This is a genomic window from Pseudomonas sp. 5P_5.1_Bac1 (assembly GCF_025466015.1).
Lineage (GTDB): Bacteria > Pseudomonadota > Gammaproteobacteria > Pseudomonadales > Pseudomonadaceae > Aquipseudomonas.
In genome coordinates, this window is sequence record NZ_JANLNX010000018.1 from 26,332 (window position 1) to 44,165 (window position 17,834).

Consider the following 17,834-nt stretch of genomic DNA (forward strand, 5'->3'; position numbering starts at 1 on the left):
GGTTGCCCGTTGCGGGCAGCCGGGGAGTCTTGCATGTCCAATGAAACCGTTGCGGCCTTCGACAGCCGTGCCTTCCGCCGCGCCCTGGGCAACTTCGCCACCGGCGTTACCGTGGTCACCGCCGATGATGGCGCAGGCAACAAGGTCGGCGTTACTGCCAACAGCTTCAACTCGGTGTCCCTCGATCCGGCGCTGATCCTCTGGAGCCTCGACAAGCGCTCCACGAGCCTTGCGACCTTCGAGGCGGCCAGCCATTTCGCGGTGAATATTCTCGCCGCCGACCAGATCGACCTGTCCAACAACTTCGCCAAGCCGCGGGATGACCGTTTCGCCGGCATTGCGCACGAAGCGGGTGCGGGCGGGGCGCCGATCCTGCTGGACTGCTCGGCCAACTTCCAGTGCGAGAAGTACCAGATCCTCGACGGTGGTGATCACTGGATCATGATCGGCAAGGTGGTGGCGTTCGAAGACTGCGGGCGGTCGCCGTTGCTGTATCACCAGGGCGCGTATTCCATGGTCCTGCCGCACACCCGCATGACCCGCCGCGAAGAAGGTCAGCCACCGAGCAGCAACTTCCAGGGGCGCCTGAGCCACAACCTGTATTACCTGATGACCCAGGCCCTGCGGGCTTATCAAACCAGCTACCAGCCGCGGCAACTGTCCAGTGGCCTGCGCACCAGCGAAGCGCGGATGCTAATGGTGCTGGAGAACGATGCCGGGTTGAGCCTCACCGACCTGCAACGCGAAGTGGCAATGCCCGCGCGGGAAATCGATGAAGCCGTGGCCAACCTGACCCGCAAGGGCCTGGTCAGCGGTAGCGAGGAGGGCGGCAATGTGCGCCTCACCGTAGGTGGCATCGACCAGACCGAAGCGCTGTGGACCATCGCTCGTGAGCAGCAGGACACGGTGTTTGGCGAGTTCAGCGAAGAGCAGATCGAGACGTTCAAGACGGTACTCAAGGCTGTGATTCGCGGTTGAATCTTGAGGGTCTTATCGCTGTTTTCCCCAGCGATAAGACCCTCAAGTGAGTTACTGAAACCCAATCCCCCACAAACCCGATGGTGTCATTCTGCTCCTGAATTGTTATGTTATTACATCAAAAATTCAGGAGCCCCCATGAACTACCCCACTGGAAGGTTGTACCTCGGCCTGTCTGCCGGCCTGCTGAGCCTGCCCGCGACGGCGCAGGACACGGTGTTGCTCGATGCCGTCAGCGTCACCGAGCGCCGTATCGAAGAGCGCGCCGATGGTCCGGTGCAGGGCTATCGCGCTACCCGCTCTGCTACCGCGACCAAAACCGACACCGATATCCGCGACACCCCGCAAGCCATCAGCGTGGTGCCGGCGCAGGTACTCGAAGACCTCAACAGCACCCGCATCGACCGCGCCCTGGATTTTGCCGGCGGCGTGTCGCGGCAGAACAACTTCGGCGGCCTGACCTTCCTCAACTACAGCGTGCGCGGCTTCACCACGGGCGAGTTGTACAAGAACGGCTTCGCCATCAACCGCGGCAGCTACAGCGCGCCAGACACCTCGACCATCGAGCGCATCGAAGTGCTCAAGGGCCCGGCCGCCAGTCTCTACGGCCGTGGCGATCCGGGCGGGCTGGTGAATATCGTCAGCAAGAAACCCCAGGTCGATGCGTTCACCACGTTCAAGGCCAGCGCCGGCAGTTGGGATCGCTACCGCAGCAGTCTAGACGTGAACACCCCGCTGAGCGACGACGGCAGCCTGCTGTCGCGGGTCAACCTGGCGGTCGAAGACAACAGCAGCTTCCGTGACCACGTGGACGGTCGCCGCAAGATCGTCAGCCCGTCGCTGAGCTGGCAACTGAGCCCCGACACCCTGTTGTCCCTCGACAGCGAATTCTCCCGCACCGAATCGGTGTTCGACCGTGGCATTCCGGCGGTGAACAACGAGTTGGGCCCGGTCGCCCGTTCCACCTTCATCGGCGAACCCAACGACGGCCGCATCCGCAACGACAACCAGACCCTCGACCTGGCGCTGGAACATCACCTCAACGACAGTTGGAAACTGCGTCTGGCCAACCACTACACCCAGGGCACGCTGCGCGGAAACAGCTCGGAGCCGTCGCGGGTGGTGGGCAGCCAGATCAGCCGCTTCTACCGCGAACGCAATTTCGAGTGGAACGACAACATCACCCAGGCCGAGCTTCACGGCCAGTTCGACCTGGCCGGCTGGCAGCACCAGAGCCTGATCGGCCTGGAGTACGAGAACTACCGCAACAGCCAGAAATACCCGCAGAGCGTCACCGGCTTCGGCTACGGCCTGGATATTTTCAATCCTGTCTACGGCCAGCCGAAGCCGGCACTGGTCAACCCCAACGACTTCTTCGAACGCACTGAAAGCTACGCGTTGAACCTGCAAGACCAGATCACCTTCACCGAACGCCTGCGCGGGCTGGTGGGCGTGCGTCTGGAGCGGATCGAGCAGACCGCGCAGAACCGCGCCACCGGGGTCAGCAATAGCCAGGAAAAGGATGTTGCCACGCCGCGCCTGGGCCTGCTCTACCAACTCACGCCCGAGGTCGGCGTATTCGCCAACGCCTCCACTTCGTTCAAGCCCAACAGCATGGGCACTCGGGGCCAGGTCTACAAACCGGAGAAGGGCATCGGCTACGAGACCGGGCTCAAGCTGGATCTGTTCGACAGCCGGCTCGGCGCCACGCTGGCGCTGTTCCATATCGATAAGGAAAACGTCATCACCACCGACGCTTTCGGCGACAGCATCGCCGCCGGCAAGGCCCGCAGCCAAGGTGTGGATCTGCAGTTCAGCGGCCAGCTCAGCGACGCCGTGCGGGTGATCGGCGCCTACGCCTACATCGATGCCGAAGTGACCAAGGGTGACGCGGCCCTGCCCAAGGGCAGCGACCTGCTCGGCATTCCTCAGCACAGCGGCAGCCTGATGGCGGTGTATGAGTTCCAGGACGGGGCGCTGCGGGGTTCGAACTTTGGCGCTTCGGCCAACTATGTCGGCGAACGTTCAGGACAGGCCGGCAGCAGCTTCCGTTTACCGGCCTATAGCACGGTTGATCTGTTGGCCCACTACAAGGCGAGCGAGCAGCTCACCCTGGGCCTGAACCTGAACAACCTGTTTGACCGCAAGTATTACGAGCGGGGGTATAACGCGGCGTGGAACATGCCCGGGGATCCGCGGAACCTCAGCCTGAGCCTGGCGCTCAGTCTTTGAGGTGAGGCTGAGGGCCTGATCGCCGCGGTTCGGCGCCCCGACAAGCCGGCTCCTACAGGTTCTGCGTCATGCCTGTGACCTGTGAGATGTGTAAATGCCTACGCAGCGATAGGGCCCGCGCAGTCACCCCACCGGCGTACACAACTCCACCAGAATCCCCGCCGGACAACGCACCCAGGACACAGTCTGGCCCCACGGCTTGGTCTGCGGTGCCTTCAACTCCACGGCCCCGGCAGCCAACGCCCTGGCGTGCGCCGCCGCCACCTCATCGGTCACCAGGCCGATCTCCATGCCCAGTGGCCGCTGGCTTTCGCTGGCGGCGAGCACGCCGCCTTCGAAATTCGCCTCGCCCAGTTCCAGCGACGCAAACGCCAGGGTGGTCGCCCCGGTGTCCAGTTCGCCGTAGTCACCGCCTTCATGCAGAAAGCGCCGGGTCAGGCCGAAGGCGTTTTCGAAGAAGGCCAGCGAGGCCGGGACGTCCGCGACGTAGGCGATGGTGTAGCCGAGTTTCATGAGGATCTTCCTTGAGTCGGTAAGAGAGGATCAGGCCTTTTTCGCCCGAGGTTTTCGTGGCCGCTTGGTCGTTGCGGCAGTGCTGCTGCTCTTGCGCTTCTTCTTCCACGGCGAACCGCCACGCCCCGCCGGCGTCGCCGGGCCGGAGATGGTCAGGCTCATGCCGGCACAACGTTCCACCTGCTTGCTCATCCACGCCGACTGTTTGGCGACGAAGGTTTCCAGGGTCATTTCACCGCTCTGCACCATGTCCAGCGCCTGTTCCCAGATTGCCGTGGTGCCGGGGTCGGCGATGGCCCGGGGCACCGCGTCGATCAGGCTGAAGGCGGCCGGCGTGGCGTTCAGTGCCTTGCCGTTTTTCACCATATAGCCACGGTCCAGCAGGCCCTGGATGATCCCGGCACGGGTGGCTTCGGTGCCGATGCCGGTGGTGTCCTTGAGTTTCTGCTTGAGCCGCGGATCGTCCACCAGCTTGGCGACGTTCTTCATCGCCTTGATCAGGTCGCCTTCGGTGAAGGGCTTGGGCGGTTGGGTCCAGAGGTCTTTCAGGTTGACCTCGCGCACCTCGCACCATTGCCCCTTGTTCAACGTCGGCAACACCTGCGGCGCTGGCGCCTCGCGGCCTTTGGGCGGGGTCAGGGCTTCAGGCAGGGCACGACGCCAGCCCGGCTCGACGATCTGCTTGCCCACCGCCCGCAGGGCCTGGCCGCCACAATCGAAGTCGGCCTGGGTGCGGTCGTATTCATGGTTGGGCAGGAACTGCGCCAGGTAGCGGGCGCGGATCAATGTATAGACCGCCTTGTGTTTGCCCGGCAGACGGTTCGGATCGATGGCCGCAGCGGTGGGGATGATGCCGTGGTGGGCGCTGACTTTCGCGTCGTTCCAGGCCCGGGAACGGCGTTGCGGCTCCAGGTACGGCTGCAGCGGCGCCAGCGATGAATCGGCGCGAGTCAGGGCGGCGAGGATTGCCGGAGCTTCGCTGTGCTGACTCAGGGGCAGGTAGCCGCAATCGCTGCGCGGGTAGGTGATGACCTTGTGGGTTTCATAAAGCGCCTGGGCGATGTCCAGGGTTTCCTGGGCGCCGAGGCCGAGTTTCTTCGAGCAGACTTCCTGCAGGGTGCCAAGGTCGAAGGCCAGCGGCGCAGCTTCGCGCACGCGCTCGGTTTTGATTGCCACCACCTGCGCCGAACCCGCGCCATTGATTGCGGCGGCGGCCTGTTGCGCGAGTTCCTGCTTAAGACAGCGACCCTGGTCGTCGCAGGCATCGTCCGGTGCGCGCCACTGCGCGGTGAAGACGGTACCGGCGCTGTCCAGTTGCACATCGATGGCCCAGAACGGCACCGGCACGAAGTCGGCGATGCTGCGATCGCGGTCCACCACCAGGCGCAGGGTCGGGGTCTGCACCCGGCCCACAGGCAATACGCCTTGGTAGCCGGACTGGCGGCCGAGCAGGGTGAACAGCCGGCTCATGTTCATGCCGATCAGCCAGTCGGCGCGCGAGCGACCGAGGGCTGAGTGGTACAGGCTGAAGGTTTCGGCGCCGGGCTTGAGGCTGGCCAGAGCCTTGCGGATCGAGGCGTCGTCCAGCGCCGACAGCCACAAGCGGCGGATTGGTCCGCGGTAGCGGCAGTGTTCCACCAGTTCGCGGGCGATCATCTCGCCTTCACGGTCGGCGTCGGTGGCGATCACCAGTTCCGCGGCCTCGCCCAGCAGGCGCTTGACTGCCTTGTACTGGCTGGCGGTCTTGGGTTTGACCTGCATTTTCCACTGGCTCGGGACGATCGGCAGGTCTGCCAGCACCCAGCGTTTGTAGCGGGCGTCGTAGGCGTCGGGCGGGGCGGTTTCCAGGAGGTGGCCGATGCACCAGGTCACGGTCACGCCGGTGCCGACCCAGCAGCCATCGCCGCGGCGGTTGGCGCCGAGGACCTTGGCAATATCCTTGGCCTGGGAAGGCTTTTCGCAGAGGAACAGGCGCATGTGCCGGGGCGGAGTCCTGGGGGAAAGAAGGCCCTAGGATGCTCAGGAAGTGCGGTTGAGGCAAGTTTTATCTGTATGGATGTACAGCCATCGCTGGCAGCCCAGCTCCCACAGGGGAGCTGGGTTTGCGGACGATAATGCTTCAGGGCGCCGCGCTCACCGTCGCATTGCGCCACGCATTTTGCAGTTTCTGCTCCAGCTCGGCGCTGACGGTCTTGCCCTTCTGCGCCTGCAAGGCCAGCTTCAGCCCGTTCAGCGAACGCCCGCTCAAGCGGTTTTCACTGAGGTCTTCGGTGAACACTTTTTCCGCGTTCGCCGCCTGGCCTTGAGCCAGATACGCATAGCCGAGGGATTCGCGCACGGTGTAGTACCAGTCCGGCGGCTCGTTGTACCAAAGCCCGTCCTGCACTTCGACCGCCTTTTTCCAGGCCGTGATGATCGCGGCCTTGCTGTCGTCTTCCAGCGTGGCGAAGTCGTCGGCCAGCAGTTTGCCGTTTTTGCCGACGGCCTTGGCGCTCGCGTCCCGGACGTCCTTGAGCACCAGCTTGCCAGCGGTACTTTCCTGGGCCTTGGTAAACAGGATCAGGTTGGCCAGGCGCAGCAACTGGATGGCGTCGTTGTTGCCGTACTTGAGCGTGGCGTTGTCCTGCAGAACGCTGCCCGCTGTGCTCCAGAAGCCGTTCATGGCCTCGACGGCCTTGCCGCTGTCGAGCGTGTCGCCGAGCTTCTGGTACGCCGTCGCATAGCTTTCCATGATCCGTGTGTACGGCATGGTCAGCGCCACCCAGTTCTGATCGGCCTTGGCGCAGGTCTCGTTGATCTTCGCCAGGCCGCTGCTGATGTTCGGCTTGATCCGCTCCAGCGCATCCCAGTCCTGGAAACGCACGGCGTAGTAGTAGGGCACCGCGTAGAAGTAGTCGGACTTGGTTTTCAGCTCCTGCGGGTACTGCTTGCAGAGGAATTCCGACGAGGCATTCAGCGTGGTGTTGTCCACCAGTTCGCTGGCCATGTTCATGGCTTCGTTCTTGCGCCCTTCGATGGACAGGGTCCAGGTCAGGAAGTGGATGTTGTGCCCCAGGTAGTGCAGCAGGTACGGGCTCTGCGGCTGAACCTGGTTGGCGTAGGCCCGGTCCACCGACACCGCCGCGTAGTTGGTGGCGCTGGACAGCGCGTTGTTGCCGGTGCGCTGGTAGATGTGCGAGGCCATGTGGATCAGGTGACCCACCGCCGGGTTGAGCGTGCGGAAGCGATCGGCCATGGGCAGGCCGCTGTCGGGGAACGGCGATTCCTCGATGGCGTGGATGTAGAAGTGGTTGGCGCCGGAGTGGTTTTCGTCCGCCACGAGGATGCGGTTCAGCACTTGCAGCGCCTCGTAGGCTTCGTTGGTCGGGTCGACCTTGTCGGAGGTCGCCTCGACGCCTTTCCACCATTTCCACGGGGCGATGTTGAGCAGGGCGTCGGCGTACAGGGCGGCGGCATCGAGGTCGTCGAAGTATTTCTCGGACAACGCTTTCATCTTCGCCGCGTAGCGCTTCTTGCCGTCGAGGGACAGGCCGATCTGGTCACCTTTCTCGTCGTACTGGCTGAGGAACGCTTCGGCATAGGCCACTTCGCGATCCAATTGCGCGGTGCTGAATCCGGCGGGCGGTTTGGCCTGGCGGTTTTGCGCGTTCTGCAATGCCAGCCGGGCGGTCAGGTTGGCCAGTTGGTCGCAGCCCTGGGTGGCGTCGGTGTTGATGTTGGAACTGGCCGACAGCGCCACGCCCCACAGCGGCATCGCCGAGCCGTTATCGAGTTGGTAGGCCTGGTAGAAGGCGCGGATGGCTTCGCCGAAGTTGAAGCCGTATTGCAAGGCCATGCCCTGGCTGTAGAAGGCTTGCACCTGTTCGGCGTCCTTCACGGCGACCAGGTCATAACGGGCGCCGCCGAGGCCGGAGAGCAGATGGTCCTTGTCGGTGTCCGCGGCGCTGACGCATTGCTGCAGGGCTTGCTTGAGGTCGGTGTCGATGGGCAGTTTGCGGAAGAACACTTCTTCTGCCTCGGACTGGCTGTCGTTGCCGTGCATGCCGTGACCCTGGGCATTGAGCGGCAACGCAGCCAGCAGTGCGCAGGCGATCGCCGTGCGCACGCTGGTGTTTCGATCCATGAAACGAACTCCTTACTTGCTCGGTTTTTTTGGCGGCCTTGCCAGCCGGTCGATCTGGATGGCGAGGTCTTTCTCGCTGATTTTCACTTCCACGAGGGCCGGGCGGTCCTTCAGCGCCAGCAGGTGCGGCAGCAACTCCTGCAACTGGGCGACGGTCTCGATGCGGTAACCCAGCGCGCCATAGCCTTCGGCCAGCGCCGGGTAGTTCAGGCTCGGCAGGGTATCGAACGGGGCGAACTGGCCCTCCGGGTCGAACGCGTCGATATCGACGAAGGCCTGCTCGATGGCATATACCTGGTTGCTCATGACGAACACCAGCGCGTTGACCTTGTTGCGCGCCAGCGCCGCCAGCGACTGGGTGACCATCATGAAGCCGCCGTCGCCGGCCACTACGATCGGCCGCCGTCCGCTGCCCAGCGCCACGCCCAGCGCGCAGCCGGTTTCATGGCCGAGGGAGCCCCAGATGGCGTCGGAGAGGAAGCTGTCGCGGGGCATGCCCTGGATGTTGCTGGACACGTACAGCGACGAGCTTTCACCGAGGATCAGCGTGCTGCTTTCCCAGACGCGGTGTTCCTGGGCGAATTCCACCAAGGTGTCGAAGAAGTTCGCGTAGCTCAGCGCGGCGTCAGCATCGGCATTGCTGGCGCGCAACAGCGCTTGCGGGGCGCCCAGGGGAACATCGTGGCGCGGGAAGCGCCCGTCCAGGTCCAGCGCCTTGAGCAGCGCGTCGACGTAGTCCGGCAGGCGCACGTTGGGGTAGTAGTCCGGGCCGGTGCGGGCCAGGTCGCAGTTGACCTGGATGATGCTGTCGAAGCGGGTGTTGAGCAGGTCGAGGTAGTCGTCGGTGAAGATCACCCCGATCGCCAGGATGCAGTCGCACTCGTCCACCGCCTTCGAGGTTTCCAGGCGCGAGGCCGGGCCGGCGAAGGTGCCGATGAAGGCGTGCTGGCTTTCGTCGAGCACGGTCTTGGCGTCCAGGGTGCTGCTGAACGGCAGGCCGAGGCCGTCGATCAGCCATTGCACCTGGCCTTGCAGGTCATAGCGCATGACTTCCACGCCCAGCAGCACCAACGGCTTTTTCGCCTGGCCCAGGCGCTGCACGGTGTTGGCCACCAATGCCTGCAAGGCGTCGTGGTTGGAGGGCCGCGGTTCCGGGCTCAGTTGGCCGTGGGGACGGGCGCATTCCAGGCTCCAGACGTCCTGCCAGGCTTCCAGGTAGACCGGCTGGCGATGGGTGATGGCGGCGATCAGCGCGCTGTCGATCTGCCAGGGCGCCTGGCGGGCGTCGGAGAGGATCTCGCAGGCCACGGTGACCTGTTCCAGCACATTGCGGTCGGCTTCGAAGTTGCCGGTGGAGTGGTGGAACAGCACGTTCTGGGTTTTCGCCTGTTCGCGGTTTTTGGTCGACGGGCTGGCGGAAATCACCACCACCGGGTTGCGCTCGACGAAGGCACCGGCGATGGCGTTGACCGCGCTGAAGGTGCCCACGCCGTATTGCAGCGACACCGCGCCGAGGCCGTGAACCCGCGCGTAGCCATCGGCGGCATAGCCGGCGCCCATTTCGAAGACCTCGCCCACCGCATCGATGCCGTCGAAGGCTTCGAGGGCATCCATGAAGCCGGACACGTAGTCACCCGGCACCTGAAACACCTTGGTCAGGCCCAGTTCCTTGAGCCGGGTCAGCAGGTAGTCGGCAACGCTGAACTCGACGCTCATGGTTTGATCCCCGTGTAGGCGAACTCGGTGACGGCTTCCAGGGTGCTCGCGCAGTCTTTGCATGGCAGCGCCGCCGGGTCGACGATATCGGTCGGGCCGGGTTCCGGCAGCAGTTGATAAGCCGCTGGCAGCCAGCTTGGCCGGGCCAGGCCGAAGAAGTCCTGCAGGGTCGATTCGGCGGTGGTCAGCGCGCCTTCGACCCAGCCCTGGCCGTAGGAATAGGCTTCACCGACGATGTACACCGCCTGCTCCTGCACCGGATGGCGCATGTTCTGGATGATCAGGTCGAGGCGGAAGTTGGCTTTCCACTCGTGCCAGCCGCCGCCGTACGGATCGGTGTCCCAGGCGTGGTAGACGGCGGAGTAAGGCGCCGGCAGCTCGACCTGATCGTGCAGCGAGGTGACCTGGCGCTGGGCGATACGGACCATCTCGTCGCTGACCTGGTTCTGGGTTTTCGGCACGATCTCGTTGGCATCGACGCGGCCCAGCAGGCTCTTGGGCTGGTAGCCCTCGAACGGCAGGCCGCCTTCGAGGCCCTTCCAGAACGGCACGGTGCCGATGTCGTTGTAGGAAGCCATCAGCAGCGAATTGAGGCTCGGCTCACCACCATCCTGCTCGCACTCGGTGCCCATGTAGTAGCACTGGCGGATCGGCAGGTCGGTGACCGAGCGGCCAGCCACCAGGCCGAGGCTGCGCCACCAGGGTTGTTCGTAGGCGAGGAATAGTTTGAACGCCGATTGCACCAGCACTGATCCGAGGTTTTTTTTCAGCCACGGGTCCTGGAACAGCGGCGACTCGATCAGCTCCAGCGAACGCCGTGGCATGGCCAGGATTACCTGGCGGGCGTGGACGATCTGTTCCGGGACGTCGAGGTCGGTGGTGGTGCCGTCGATCGTCTGGGTCGGCTGGAAGTGCAGGCGGTACGGGTATTCGGTGTCATCGCTGTATTGCAGCGACGCCAGGCGGCGGTTCAACTGCACGCGCTGTTCGCCAGGAACCAGGCCGCCGGGCACGGCCTTGAAGCGTTCGTTGAGGGTCAGCGGCAGGGTCTGGAAGCCGGTTTTCAGGGTCAGGAACTTGGTGTCGTCGCTGTATTCGGTGGCGGGCAACTGGGTCACGGCGCTGGCGTTGGCGACGTTGGCCTCGTAGCCACCGGCGTCCTTCATGAACTGATAGCCCTCGTTGCTCAGCACGCGGTAGAGCAGGTCCCAGAAGCCATAGCGCCAGATTTCCTTGCCGAACACCTTGACCTGCATCTGGTCGGCCAGGCTGAGCTGGTCGAAGCCGGGGTAGATGCTGTTCATCACCTTGACTTGCAGGTCCTCGGGGCCGAAACCGCGCTCGGACCAGGCCAGGTTGTAGGGGATCTTGTCCGGTGACTCGGTGAAGTCACGGAAGCGGAAGCGCTGGCCACGCAGGTAGAACAGGTTGTTCTTGGCGCCGACCGGATGGTCTTCGGGCTGCTCGTTGCCCATCGGAAAATCTTTCTTGGGCAGTTCGAGGAAATCCACCAGCTTGTCGACCATGACGTGGCCACCGGTGTCGTCCTCGGTGGCCGGCATCCAGCGCATGCCGCCGACTTCAGCGACGACATTGGGCAGACCGGGGAGGGTGATGCTGAAGAGCCGGCCACCGATGCGGTCGCCGTATTCGAACAACTGGATTCGCTGATGATCGCCTTGCGCCTCTTGCAGGCGCCACGCGCTGTAGGTTCCCGATACACCGCCGCCGATGATGGCGACATCCAATGGCTGGGTCTGACTCATCGCCTATATCCCTATGTTGTGTGGGCAAGGATTTCCATGCGGGAGGCAGTATTGACGAGCTTGGTGACAATGCCAATCTGCTATCACTGATTTTTTTGCAGGTGATCGCGGACGTGGCGAAGGCTAATGAAACCGGGGCTTTGGCGGGAAACTTGGTATGTGCGCAAGGTAACGCGGGCGGGCCGCTCAAGCTCGCGCCCGCCGTGATTATTGGGAGGGGCGCAGCCTGGGGTCGCGAAGGCTTACAGGCGGCTGGCGTCGAGGGCCTGTTGCAGATCCGCGATGATGTCGTCGCTGTGTTCGATGCCGATGGACAGCCGCACCATGTCACGCGGTACGCCGGCCTTTTCCAGTTCTTCGTCGTTCAACTGGCGGTGGGTGGTGGAGGCCGGATGGCAGGCCAGGGACTTGGCGTCGCCGATGTTGACCAGGCGCACCACCAGTTTCAGCGCATCGATAAAGCGTGCGCCGGCTTCCTGGCCGCCCTTGATGCCGAACGACAGGATCGACGCGGGCTTGCCCTCGGTGTAGCGCTTGGCCAGTTCGTGTTCCGGATGGTCCGGCAGGCCGGCGTATTTCACCCAGGCAACTTGATCGTGCTGTTGCAGGTAATGGGCGACTTTCAGCGCGTTCTCGGTGTGGCGTTCCATGCGCAGGGCCAGGGTTTCCAGGCCTTGCAGGATGAGGAAGGCGTTGAACGGCGAGAGCGCGGCGCCGGTGTTGCGCAGCGGCACCACGCGGCAGCGGCCGATGAACGCGGCGGGGCCGAAGGCTTCGGTGTAGGTCACGCCGTGGTAGGAGGCGTCCGGGGTGTTGAGCAGGGCGAAGCGCTGCTTGTGATCGGCCCAGGGGAATTTGCCCGAGTCGATGACGATGCCGCCGATGCTGGTGCCGTGGCCGCCGATGTACTTGGTCAGCGAGTGCACGACGATATCGGCGCCGTGTTCGAACGGCCGGCAGAGGATCGGCGTGGCCACGGTGTTGTCGACGATCAGCGGCACGCCGTGCCGGTGCGCGGCGTCGGCCAGGGCCTGGAGGTCGACGATATTGCCCGCCGGGTTGCCGATGGACTCGCAGAACACCGCCTTGGTGCGCTCGTCGATCAGCGCTTCGAGGGCGGCGATGTCGTCGTGCGGGGCGAAGCGGGTTTGGATGCCGATCCGTGGCAGGGTATGGGCCAGCAGGTTGTAGGTGCCGCCGTAGAGCTTGGCGACCGAGACGATGTTGTCACCGACTTCGGCCACGGTCTGGATCGCATAAGTGATGGCGGCCATGCCCGACGCCACCGCCAGCGCGCCGACCCCGCCTTCGAGGGCGGCCATGCGCTGCTCCAGCACATCGTTGGTGGGGTTCATGATCCGCGAATAGATATTGCCGGCCACCTTCAGGTCGAACAGATCGGCGCCGTGCTGGGTGTCGTCGAAGGCGAAGGAGGTGGTCTGGTAGATCGGGACGGCGACGGCCTTCGTGGTCGGGTCCGGGCTGAAACCCGCGTGGATGGCCAGTGTTTCCAGCTTCATTGCAGTCATTCCTTGAGCGTGGGTGGAGCGGGCGAGCATGGGGTGGCGGATTTGAATGGTCAATAGCCGCAGGCGGTGTAGGGGATTGAGTGGCGCCTGCAGGGTTCGCGGCGCTGTTGTGAATCCGGTAAGCTCGCCAGCGCTTTTTCCTCGCCTCACCCCACGGAATCCCCGATGTCTCAAACACACCCCAAATCCCGGGCCCTGCGCGTGCGCAGTGATGTCCTGGCCGGCCTGACCACTTCTTTTGCGCTGGTGCCCGAGTGCATCGCCTTTGCCCTGGTCGCCCACCTCAATCCGCTGATGGGCCTGTACGGCGCGTTCATCATCTGCACCCTGACCGCGCTGTTCGGCGGCCGCCCGGGCATGGTCTCGGGGGCGGCCGGCTCGATGGCGGTGGTGATCGTCGCGCTGGTGGTGAAGCAGGGCGTGCAGTACCTGCTGGCGACGGTGTTGCTGGGCGGACTGTTGATGATCGCCTTCGGCCTGTTGCGCCTGGGCAAGCTGGTGCGGCTGGTGCCGTATCCGGTGATGCTCGGCTTCGTCAACGGCCTGGCGATTGTCATTGCCATGGCTCAACTGGAGCACTTCAAGAGCGGTGACACCTGGCTGCAAGGGCCGTCGTTGTGGCTGATGCTCGGCCTGGTCGGGCTGACCATGGCAGTGGTGTACGTGCTGCCGCGCCTGACCCGCGCGGTGCCGCCGGCACTGGTGGCGATCCTCGGCGTCGGCATGCTGGTCTACCTGTTCGACCTGCCGACCCGCACTCTCGGCGACATGGCCCACATCGCCGGCGGCCTGCCGTCGCTGGCGCTGCCACAGGTGCCGTGGAACCTGGAGACGCTGCGGATCATCGCGCCTTACGCGGTGCTGATGGCCCTGGTCGGCCTGCTGGAAACCCTGCTGACGCTGAACCTCACCGATGAAATCACCGAAAGCCGCGGCCACCCGGACCGCGAATGCGTGGCCCTCGGCGCCGCCAATATCGCCTCGGGGCTGTGCGGTGGAATGGGCGGCTGCGCGATGATCGGGCAGACCGTGATCAACCTCAGTTCCGGTGGTCGTGGTCGGCTGTCCGGGGTGGTGGCGGGGGTGATGATCCTGTTGTTCGTGCTGTTCCTCTCGCCGCTGATCGAGCGCATTCCGCTGGCGGCGCTGGTGGGGGTGATGTTCGTGGTGGCCCAGCAGACCTTTGCCTGGGCCTCGTTGCGGGTGCTGCACAAAGTGCCGCTGAGCGATGTGCTGGCGATCATCGCGGTGACGGTGGTCACGGTGTTCACCGATCTGGCCACGGCGGTGCTGTTCGGCATCGTTATCGCGGCGATCAACTTCGCCTGGCAGCAGGCTCGGGAGTTGTATGCCGACAGCCATCTGGAAGCCGACGGCAGCAAGCTGTACCGGATTCACGGGACGCTGTTTTTCGCTTCCAGCACGCCGTTCCTCAACCAGTTCGACCCGGCCAATGATCCGGCACAGGTGACGCTGGATTGTCAGCATTTGAGCGTTGTCGATTATTCGGCGATCGCCGCGTTGAAGACCTTGCGCGAGCGCTACGCCAAGGCGGGGAAGCATCTGCGGGTGGTGCATTTGTCGGAGCGGTGCAAGCAACTGTTGAAGCGGGCGGGGGCGGATCACTGAGTTTCTCTAACGGGCCTCATCGCTGGCTTGTCGGCGCGCCGAACTGCAGCGATGAGGCCCCGGAAAACTACCCCTGCTTCTTGATAATCACATCGGCAATGCTCGCCGGCGCCTCCGCGTAGCGGACGAATTCCATCGAATAACTGGCCCTGCCCTGGGTCATCGAGCGCATGTCGGTGGAATAGCCGAACATTTCGCCCAACGGCACTTCAGCCCGTATCACCTTACCCGCTGGGGTGTCTTCGTTGTCCTGGATATGCCCGCGGCGGCGGCTCAGGTCGCCCATGATGTCGCCCATGTATTCCTCCGGCGTCACCACTTCCACTTTCATCACCGGCTCCAGCAGCACCGCGCCGCCTTTCTGCGCCAGTTGCTTGGTGGCCATGGAGGCGGCGACCTTGAAGGCCATTTCGTTGGAGTCGACGTCATGGTACGAGCCGTCGAACACCGCGGCTTTCAGGCTGATCAGCGGATAGCCCGCGACGACGCCGTTCTGCATCTGTTCCTCGATCCCTTTCTGGATCGCCGGGATGTATTCCCGCGGGACCACGCCGCCGACCACTTCGTTGACGAACTCCAGCCCTTCCTTGCCGTCCTCGCCGGGGGCGAAGCGGATCCAGCAATGACCGTACTGGCCACGCCCGCCGGACTGGCGGACGAACTTGCCTTCGATTTCGCAGGTGTTGCGGATCTTCTCGCGGTAGGCCACCTGCGGCTTGCCGATATTGGCCTCGACCCCGAATTCGCGGCGCATGCGGTCGACGATGATGTCCAGGTGCAACTCGCCCATGCCGGAAATGATGGTCTGTGCGGTTTCCTCATCGGTCTTGACCCGAAACGACGGGTCTTCCTGGGCCAGCTTGCCCAGGGCGACGCCCATTTTTTCCTGGTCGGCCTTGGTCTTCGGTTCCACCGCCACGGAGATCACCGGGTCGGGAAAGTCCATGCGTTCGAGGATGATCGGGTGCTTGATATCGCACAGGGTGTCGCCGGTGGTGACGTCCTTCATGCCGATCAGCGCGGCGATATCGCCGGCGCACACCGCCTTGATCTCGGCGCGCTGGTTGGCGTGCATCTGCACCATGCGGCCGACCCGCTCCTTCTTGCCCTTGACCGAGTTGAGCACCGCGTCGCCGGAACTGAGCACGCCGGAATAGACCCGGGCAAAGGTCAGTGTGCCGACGAAGGGGTCGGTGGCGATCTTGAAGGCCAGGGCCGAAAACGGCTCATTGTCGTCGGCGTGGCGTTCCAGGTGCTTGTCTTCGTGGTCCGGGTCGGTGCCGTTGATCGCCGGGATTTCCGAGGGCGCCGGCAGGTAGTCGATCACCGCGTCGAGCATCAGTGGCACACCCTTGTTCTTGAATGACGAGCCGAGGATCGCCGGGACGATTTCGTTGGCCAGGGTGCGCTGGCGCAGGCCGGCCTTGATCTGTTCGTTGCTCAGTTCGATGCCGTCGAGGTAGAGGGTCATGAACTCGTCATTGGCCTCGGCGGCGGCTTCGATCATGTGCGCGCGCCATTCGTTGGCCAGCGCCTGCAACTCGGCGGGGATGGCTTCCTCGCGGTAGCTGGTGCCCTGGTCGTCCTCGTTCCAGTAGATGGCTTTCATCTTCACCAGGTCGATCTGGCCGAGGAAGTGTTCCTCGGCGCCGATGGCCAACTGGATCGGCACCGGGTGGTGGCCCAGGCGCTGGTCGATCTGCTTCACCACGCGCAGGAAGTCGGCGCCCTGGCGGTCCATCTTGTTCACGTAGGCCAGGCGCGGCACATGGTATTTGTTGGCCTGGCGCCAGACCGTCTCGGACTGCGGCTCGACGCCGTCGGCGCCGCTGAACACCACCACCGCGCCGTCCAGCACGCGCAGCGAGCGCTCCACCTCGATGGTGAAATCGACGTGGCCGGGGGTGTCGATGATGTTGAAGCGGAACTTGTCCGGAAACTGCTTGGTCGAGCCCTGCCAGAATGCCGTGGTTGCCGCGGAGGTGATGGTGATGCCGCGCTCCTGCTCCTGGGCCATCCAGTCCATGGTCGCGGCGCCGTCATGCACCTCGCCCATTTTGTGGTTGACCCCGGTGTAGAAGAGGATGCGTTCGGTGGTGGTGGTCTTGCCCGCGTCGACGTGGGCAACGATGCCGATATTGCGGTAAAGCTCGATGGGAGTGGTGCGCGCCATGATGGGTCACCCGTGCTTCATGCAGGTAGGAAAGAGCGGGCCGAGAGATGTGGCCCGGGTCTTTCCACGGTAGCAGAGGCTGGGGGTTGTGTTTGGGCGGGCGCCGGGTGGTGGTGTCATCAGCGCCCTGCGTTCTCGATGGACTTGGGGAACCGCGGCTCGTAGCATAGCAGCAGTGACAGCCAGTGGCCGATGGCGTGGATCGGGATGGTGGGCCATAACAACAACTCGAGCGGCCCCGATCCCCTGAATGTCGAGGCCGCCTTGAGTGAGAGCAAGGGTGAAGGGAATTTGCTGATGAGTTTCTGCGGCGCTGGGGCGGCGTTGGGGCTGACCTCCATATAACGCCGAATGTATTCCCAGAACGCCATCAACTCGCCAGCGTTGCTCGCGCGCTTGCCGACAAAGGTTAACTCGATGTTGTCAGTGGGTGAGCCTTGCAAATCTGTGCCATCGCCCTTATTCCAGGCTAGAACGACAAAGCCTCCTGACTCGTCCAGGTCAATCAGGCTCTTGTCAACGATCATCTGGGTTTTGTCCCAGTTCATTATGCGGATACCACCCAGATGCTCGGGACGCAGCAGATAAACCTTGCGAGTAATACGGTTGAAGCGAACGATGACGCGACGGGCGGTGAAAGACTCCAGGCGAAGAAAGCGGAAGGTGTACTTCAAAATGAGTAAGAGCACAGTCGAACAGAGCAGTACATAGAAAATTAGAGTGAAATACTCAGTTGTTGATAGTGGAGTGTTTTCGCGGCTGGTCCCGCTGATCAGTTGCCCCACCCAAGCGGTATAAATATCAGAAAGCACCAAGATACTTATCCAGTAGAGGAAACCAAATCCGAGAGTTAGCGCGCCTCTTTTTTCATCGCTAGGCGTGCGGAGGTCAATATAGGTGTCGTTATGCGCGTAAAGCGATGAGTTATCGTGTATGTGGTCCGACGCTGACTCGTTCACTCCTTCCGGTGCATAGAATCCTGGCTGTCGCTGTTGCTGTTTTTGCTGCTCGAGCTCCGCTATGACCTCTTCTTGACTGTTTATTTTTTTTAGCCACTGGAAGCCGCGCTCTAAAAAATACATCAGAGAAACCTCTCTATTTTTGACTGCATAATTGTGATTTCCTTTTTCGGTCTAGACTTTGTTCATTGCGAAGTTTCAGGTGGGCAGATAAAA

Annotated in this window: 11 protein-coding genes; 3 read left to right on the forward strand and 8 right to left on the reverse strand. The window is 63.3% G+C overall.

Going from position 1 to position 17,834, the window contains the following annotated elements; genetic code table 11:
- The first annotated feature begins 33 nt into the window (after positions 1-33).
- Positions 34-978, forward strand: a complete 945-nt coding sequence (locus NTD82_RS03395; protein WP_262127739.1) for a p-hydroxyphenylacetate 3-hydroxylase reductase component — start codon at positions 34-36, stop codon at positions 976-978.
- 138 nt (positions 979-1,116) lie between these two features.
- Positions 1,117-3,210, forward strand: coding sequence for a TonB-dependent siderophore receptor (locus NTD82_RS03400; RefSeq protein ID WP_262127740.1), 2,094 nt, complete (start codon positions 1,117-1,119; stop codon positions 3,208-3,210).
- 123 nt (positions 3,211-3,333) lie between these two features.
- On the opposite strand, the gene NTD82_RS03405 is transcribed toward NTD82_RS03400, so the two are convergent.
- The 6 genes from NTD82_RS03405 to NTD82_RS03430 form a co-directional block, all read right to left on the reverse strand.
- Positions 3,334-3,723, reverse strand: coding sequence for a VOC family protein (locus NTD82_RS03405; RefSeq protein WP_262127741.1), 390 nt, complete (start codon positions 3,721-3,723; stop codon positions 3,334-3,336).
- 30 nt (positions 3,724-3,753) lie between these two features.
- Positions 3,754-5,700, reverse strand: a complete 1,947-nt coding sequence (locus NTD82_RS03410; RefSeq protein ID WP_262127742.1) for a DNA topoisomerase III — start codon at positions 5,698-5,700, stop codon at positions 3,754-3,756.
- Between the two features lie 142 nt (positions 5,701-5,842).
- Positions 5,843-7,846 carry a hypothetical protein gene (locus tag NTD82_RS03415; RefSeq protein WP_262127743.1) on the reverse strand — a complete coding sequence of 668 codons (2,004 nt, stop codon included), beginning with the start codon at positions 7,844-7,846 and terminating at the stop codon, positions 5,843-5,845.
- 12 nt (positions 7,847-7,858) lie between these two features.
- On the reverse strand, positions 7,859-9,562 hold the full coding sequence (locus NTD82_RS03420) for an alpha-keto acid decarboxylase family protein (RefSeq protein WP_262127744.1): 1,704 nt from the start codon (positions 9,560-9,562) through the stop codon (positions 7,859-7,861).
- The gene (locus tag NTD82_RS03425) at positions 9,559-11,328 is read right to left on the reverse strand and encodes a flavin monoamine oxidase family protein (protein WP_262127745.1); all 1,770 of its coding nucleotides are present in this window, start codon (positions 11,326-11,328) and stop codon (positions 9,559-9,561) included. The genes NTD82_RS03420 and NTD82_RS03425 overlap by 4 nt, the downstream gene beginning before the upstream one ends.
- A gap of 242 nt (positions 11,329-11,570) precedes the next feature.
- A complete protein-coding gene (locus NTD82_RS03430; RefSeq protein ID WP_095159821.1) occupies positions 11,571-12,848 on the reverse strand; it encodes a bifunctional O-acetylhomoserine aminocarboxypropyltransferase/cysteine synthase in 1,278 nt (425 codons plus the stop codon).
- Between the two features lie 174 nt (positions 12,849-13,022).
- Between NTD82_RS03430 and NTD82_RS03435 the strand changes: the two genes are divergently transcribed.
- Positions 13,023-14,486 (forward strand): SulP family inorganic anion transporter, encoded by a 1,464-nt coding sequence (locus tag NTD82_RS03435; RefSeq protein WP_262127746.1) that lies wholly within the window; start codon positions 13,023-13,025, stop codon positions 14,484-14,486.
- 67 nt (positions 14,487-14,553) lie between these two features.
- Here the strand turns inward: NTD82_RS03435 and fusA are convergent, their stop codons facing one another.
- Both fusA and NTD82_RS03445 read right to left on the reverse strand, forming a co-directional pair.
- Complete coding sequence (gene fusA, locus NTD82_RS03440) at positions 14,554-16,659, reverse strand: elongation factor G (RefSeq protein WP_262127747.1); 2,106 nt, start codon at positions 16,657-16,659, stop codon at positions 14,554-14,556.
- A gap of 119 nt (positions 16,660-16,778) precedes the next feature.
- Positions 16,779-17,741, reverse strand: coding sequence for a DUF6708 domain-containing protein (locus tag NTD82_RS03445; protein ID WP_262127748.1), 963 nt, complete (start codon positions 17,739-17,741; stop codon positions 16,779-16,781).
- Between the last annotated feature and the right edge of the window lie 93 nt (positions 17,742-17,834).

Excerpts from the sequence above, each read along its gene's own strand:
- NTD82_RS03395 (WP_262127739.1), top strand. The coding sequence starts at position 34 with ATGTCCAATGAAACCGTTGCGGCCTTCGACAGCCGTGCCTTCCGCCGC.
- NTD82_RS03400 (WP_262127740.1), top strand. The coding sequence starts at position 1,117 with ATGAACTACCCCACTGGAAGGTTGTACCTCGGCCTGTCTGCCGGCCTG.
- NTD82_RS03405 (WP_262127741.1), bottom strand. The coding sequence starts at position 3,723 with ATGAAACTCGGCTACACCATCGCCTACGTCGCGGACGTCCCGGCCTCG.
- NTD82_RS03410 (WP_262127742.1), bottom strand. The coding sequence starts at position 5,700 with ATGCGCCTGTTCCTCTGCGAAAAGCCTTCCCAGGCCAAGGATATTGCC.
- NTD82_RS03415 (WP_262127743.1), bottom strand. The coding sequence starts at position 7,846 with ATGGATCGAAACACCAGCGTGCGCACGGCGATCGCCTGCGCACTGCTG.
- NTD82_RS03420 (WP_262127744.1), bottom strand. The coding sequence starts at position 9,562 with ATGAGCGTCGAGTTCAGCGTTGCCGACTACCTGCTGACCCGGCTCAAG.
- NTD82_RS03425 (WP_262127745.1), bottom strand. The coding sequence starts at position 11,328 with ATGAGTCAGACCCAGCCATTGGATGTCGCCATCATCGGCGGCGGTGTA.
- NTD82_RS03430 (WP_095159821.1), bottom strand. The coding sequence starts at position 12,848 with ATGAAGCTGGAAACACTGGCCATCCACGCGGGTTTCAGCCCGGACCCG.
- NTD82_RS03435 (WP_262127746.1), top strand. The coding sequence starts at position 13,023 with ATGTCTCAAACACACCCCAAATCCCGGGCCCTGCGCGTGCGCAGTGAT.
- fusA (WP_262127747.1), bottom strand. The coding sequence starts at position 16,659 with ATGGCGCGCACCACTCCCATCGAGCTTTACCGCAATATCGGCATCGTT.
- NTD82_RS03445 (WP_262127748.1), bottom strand. The coding sequence starts at position 17,741 with ATGTATTTTTTAGAGCGCGGCTTCCAGTGGCTAAAAAAAATAAACAGT.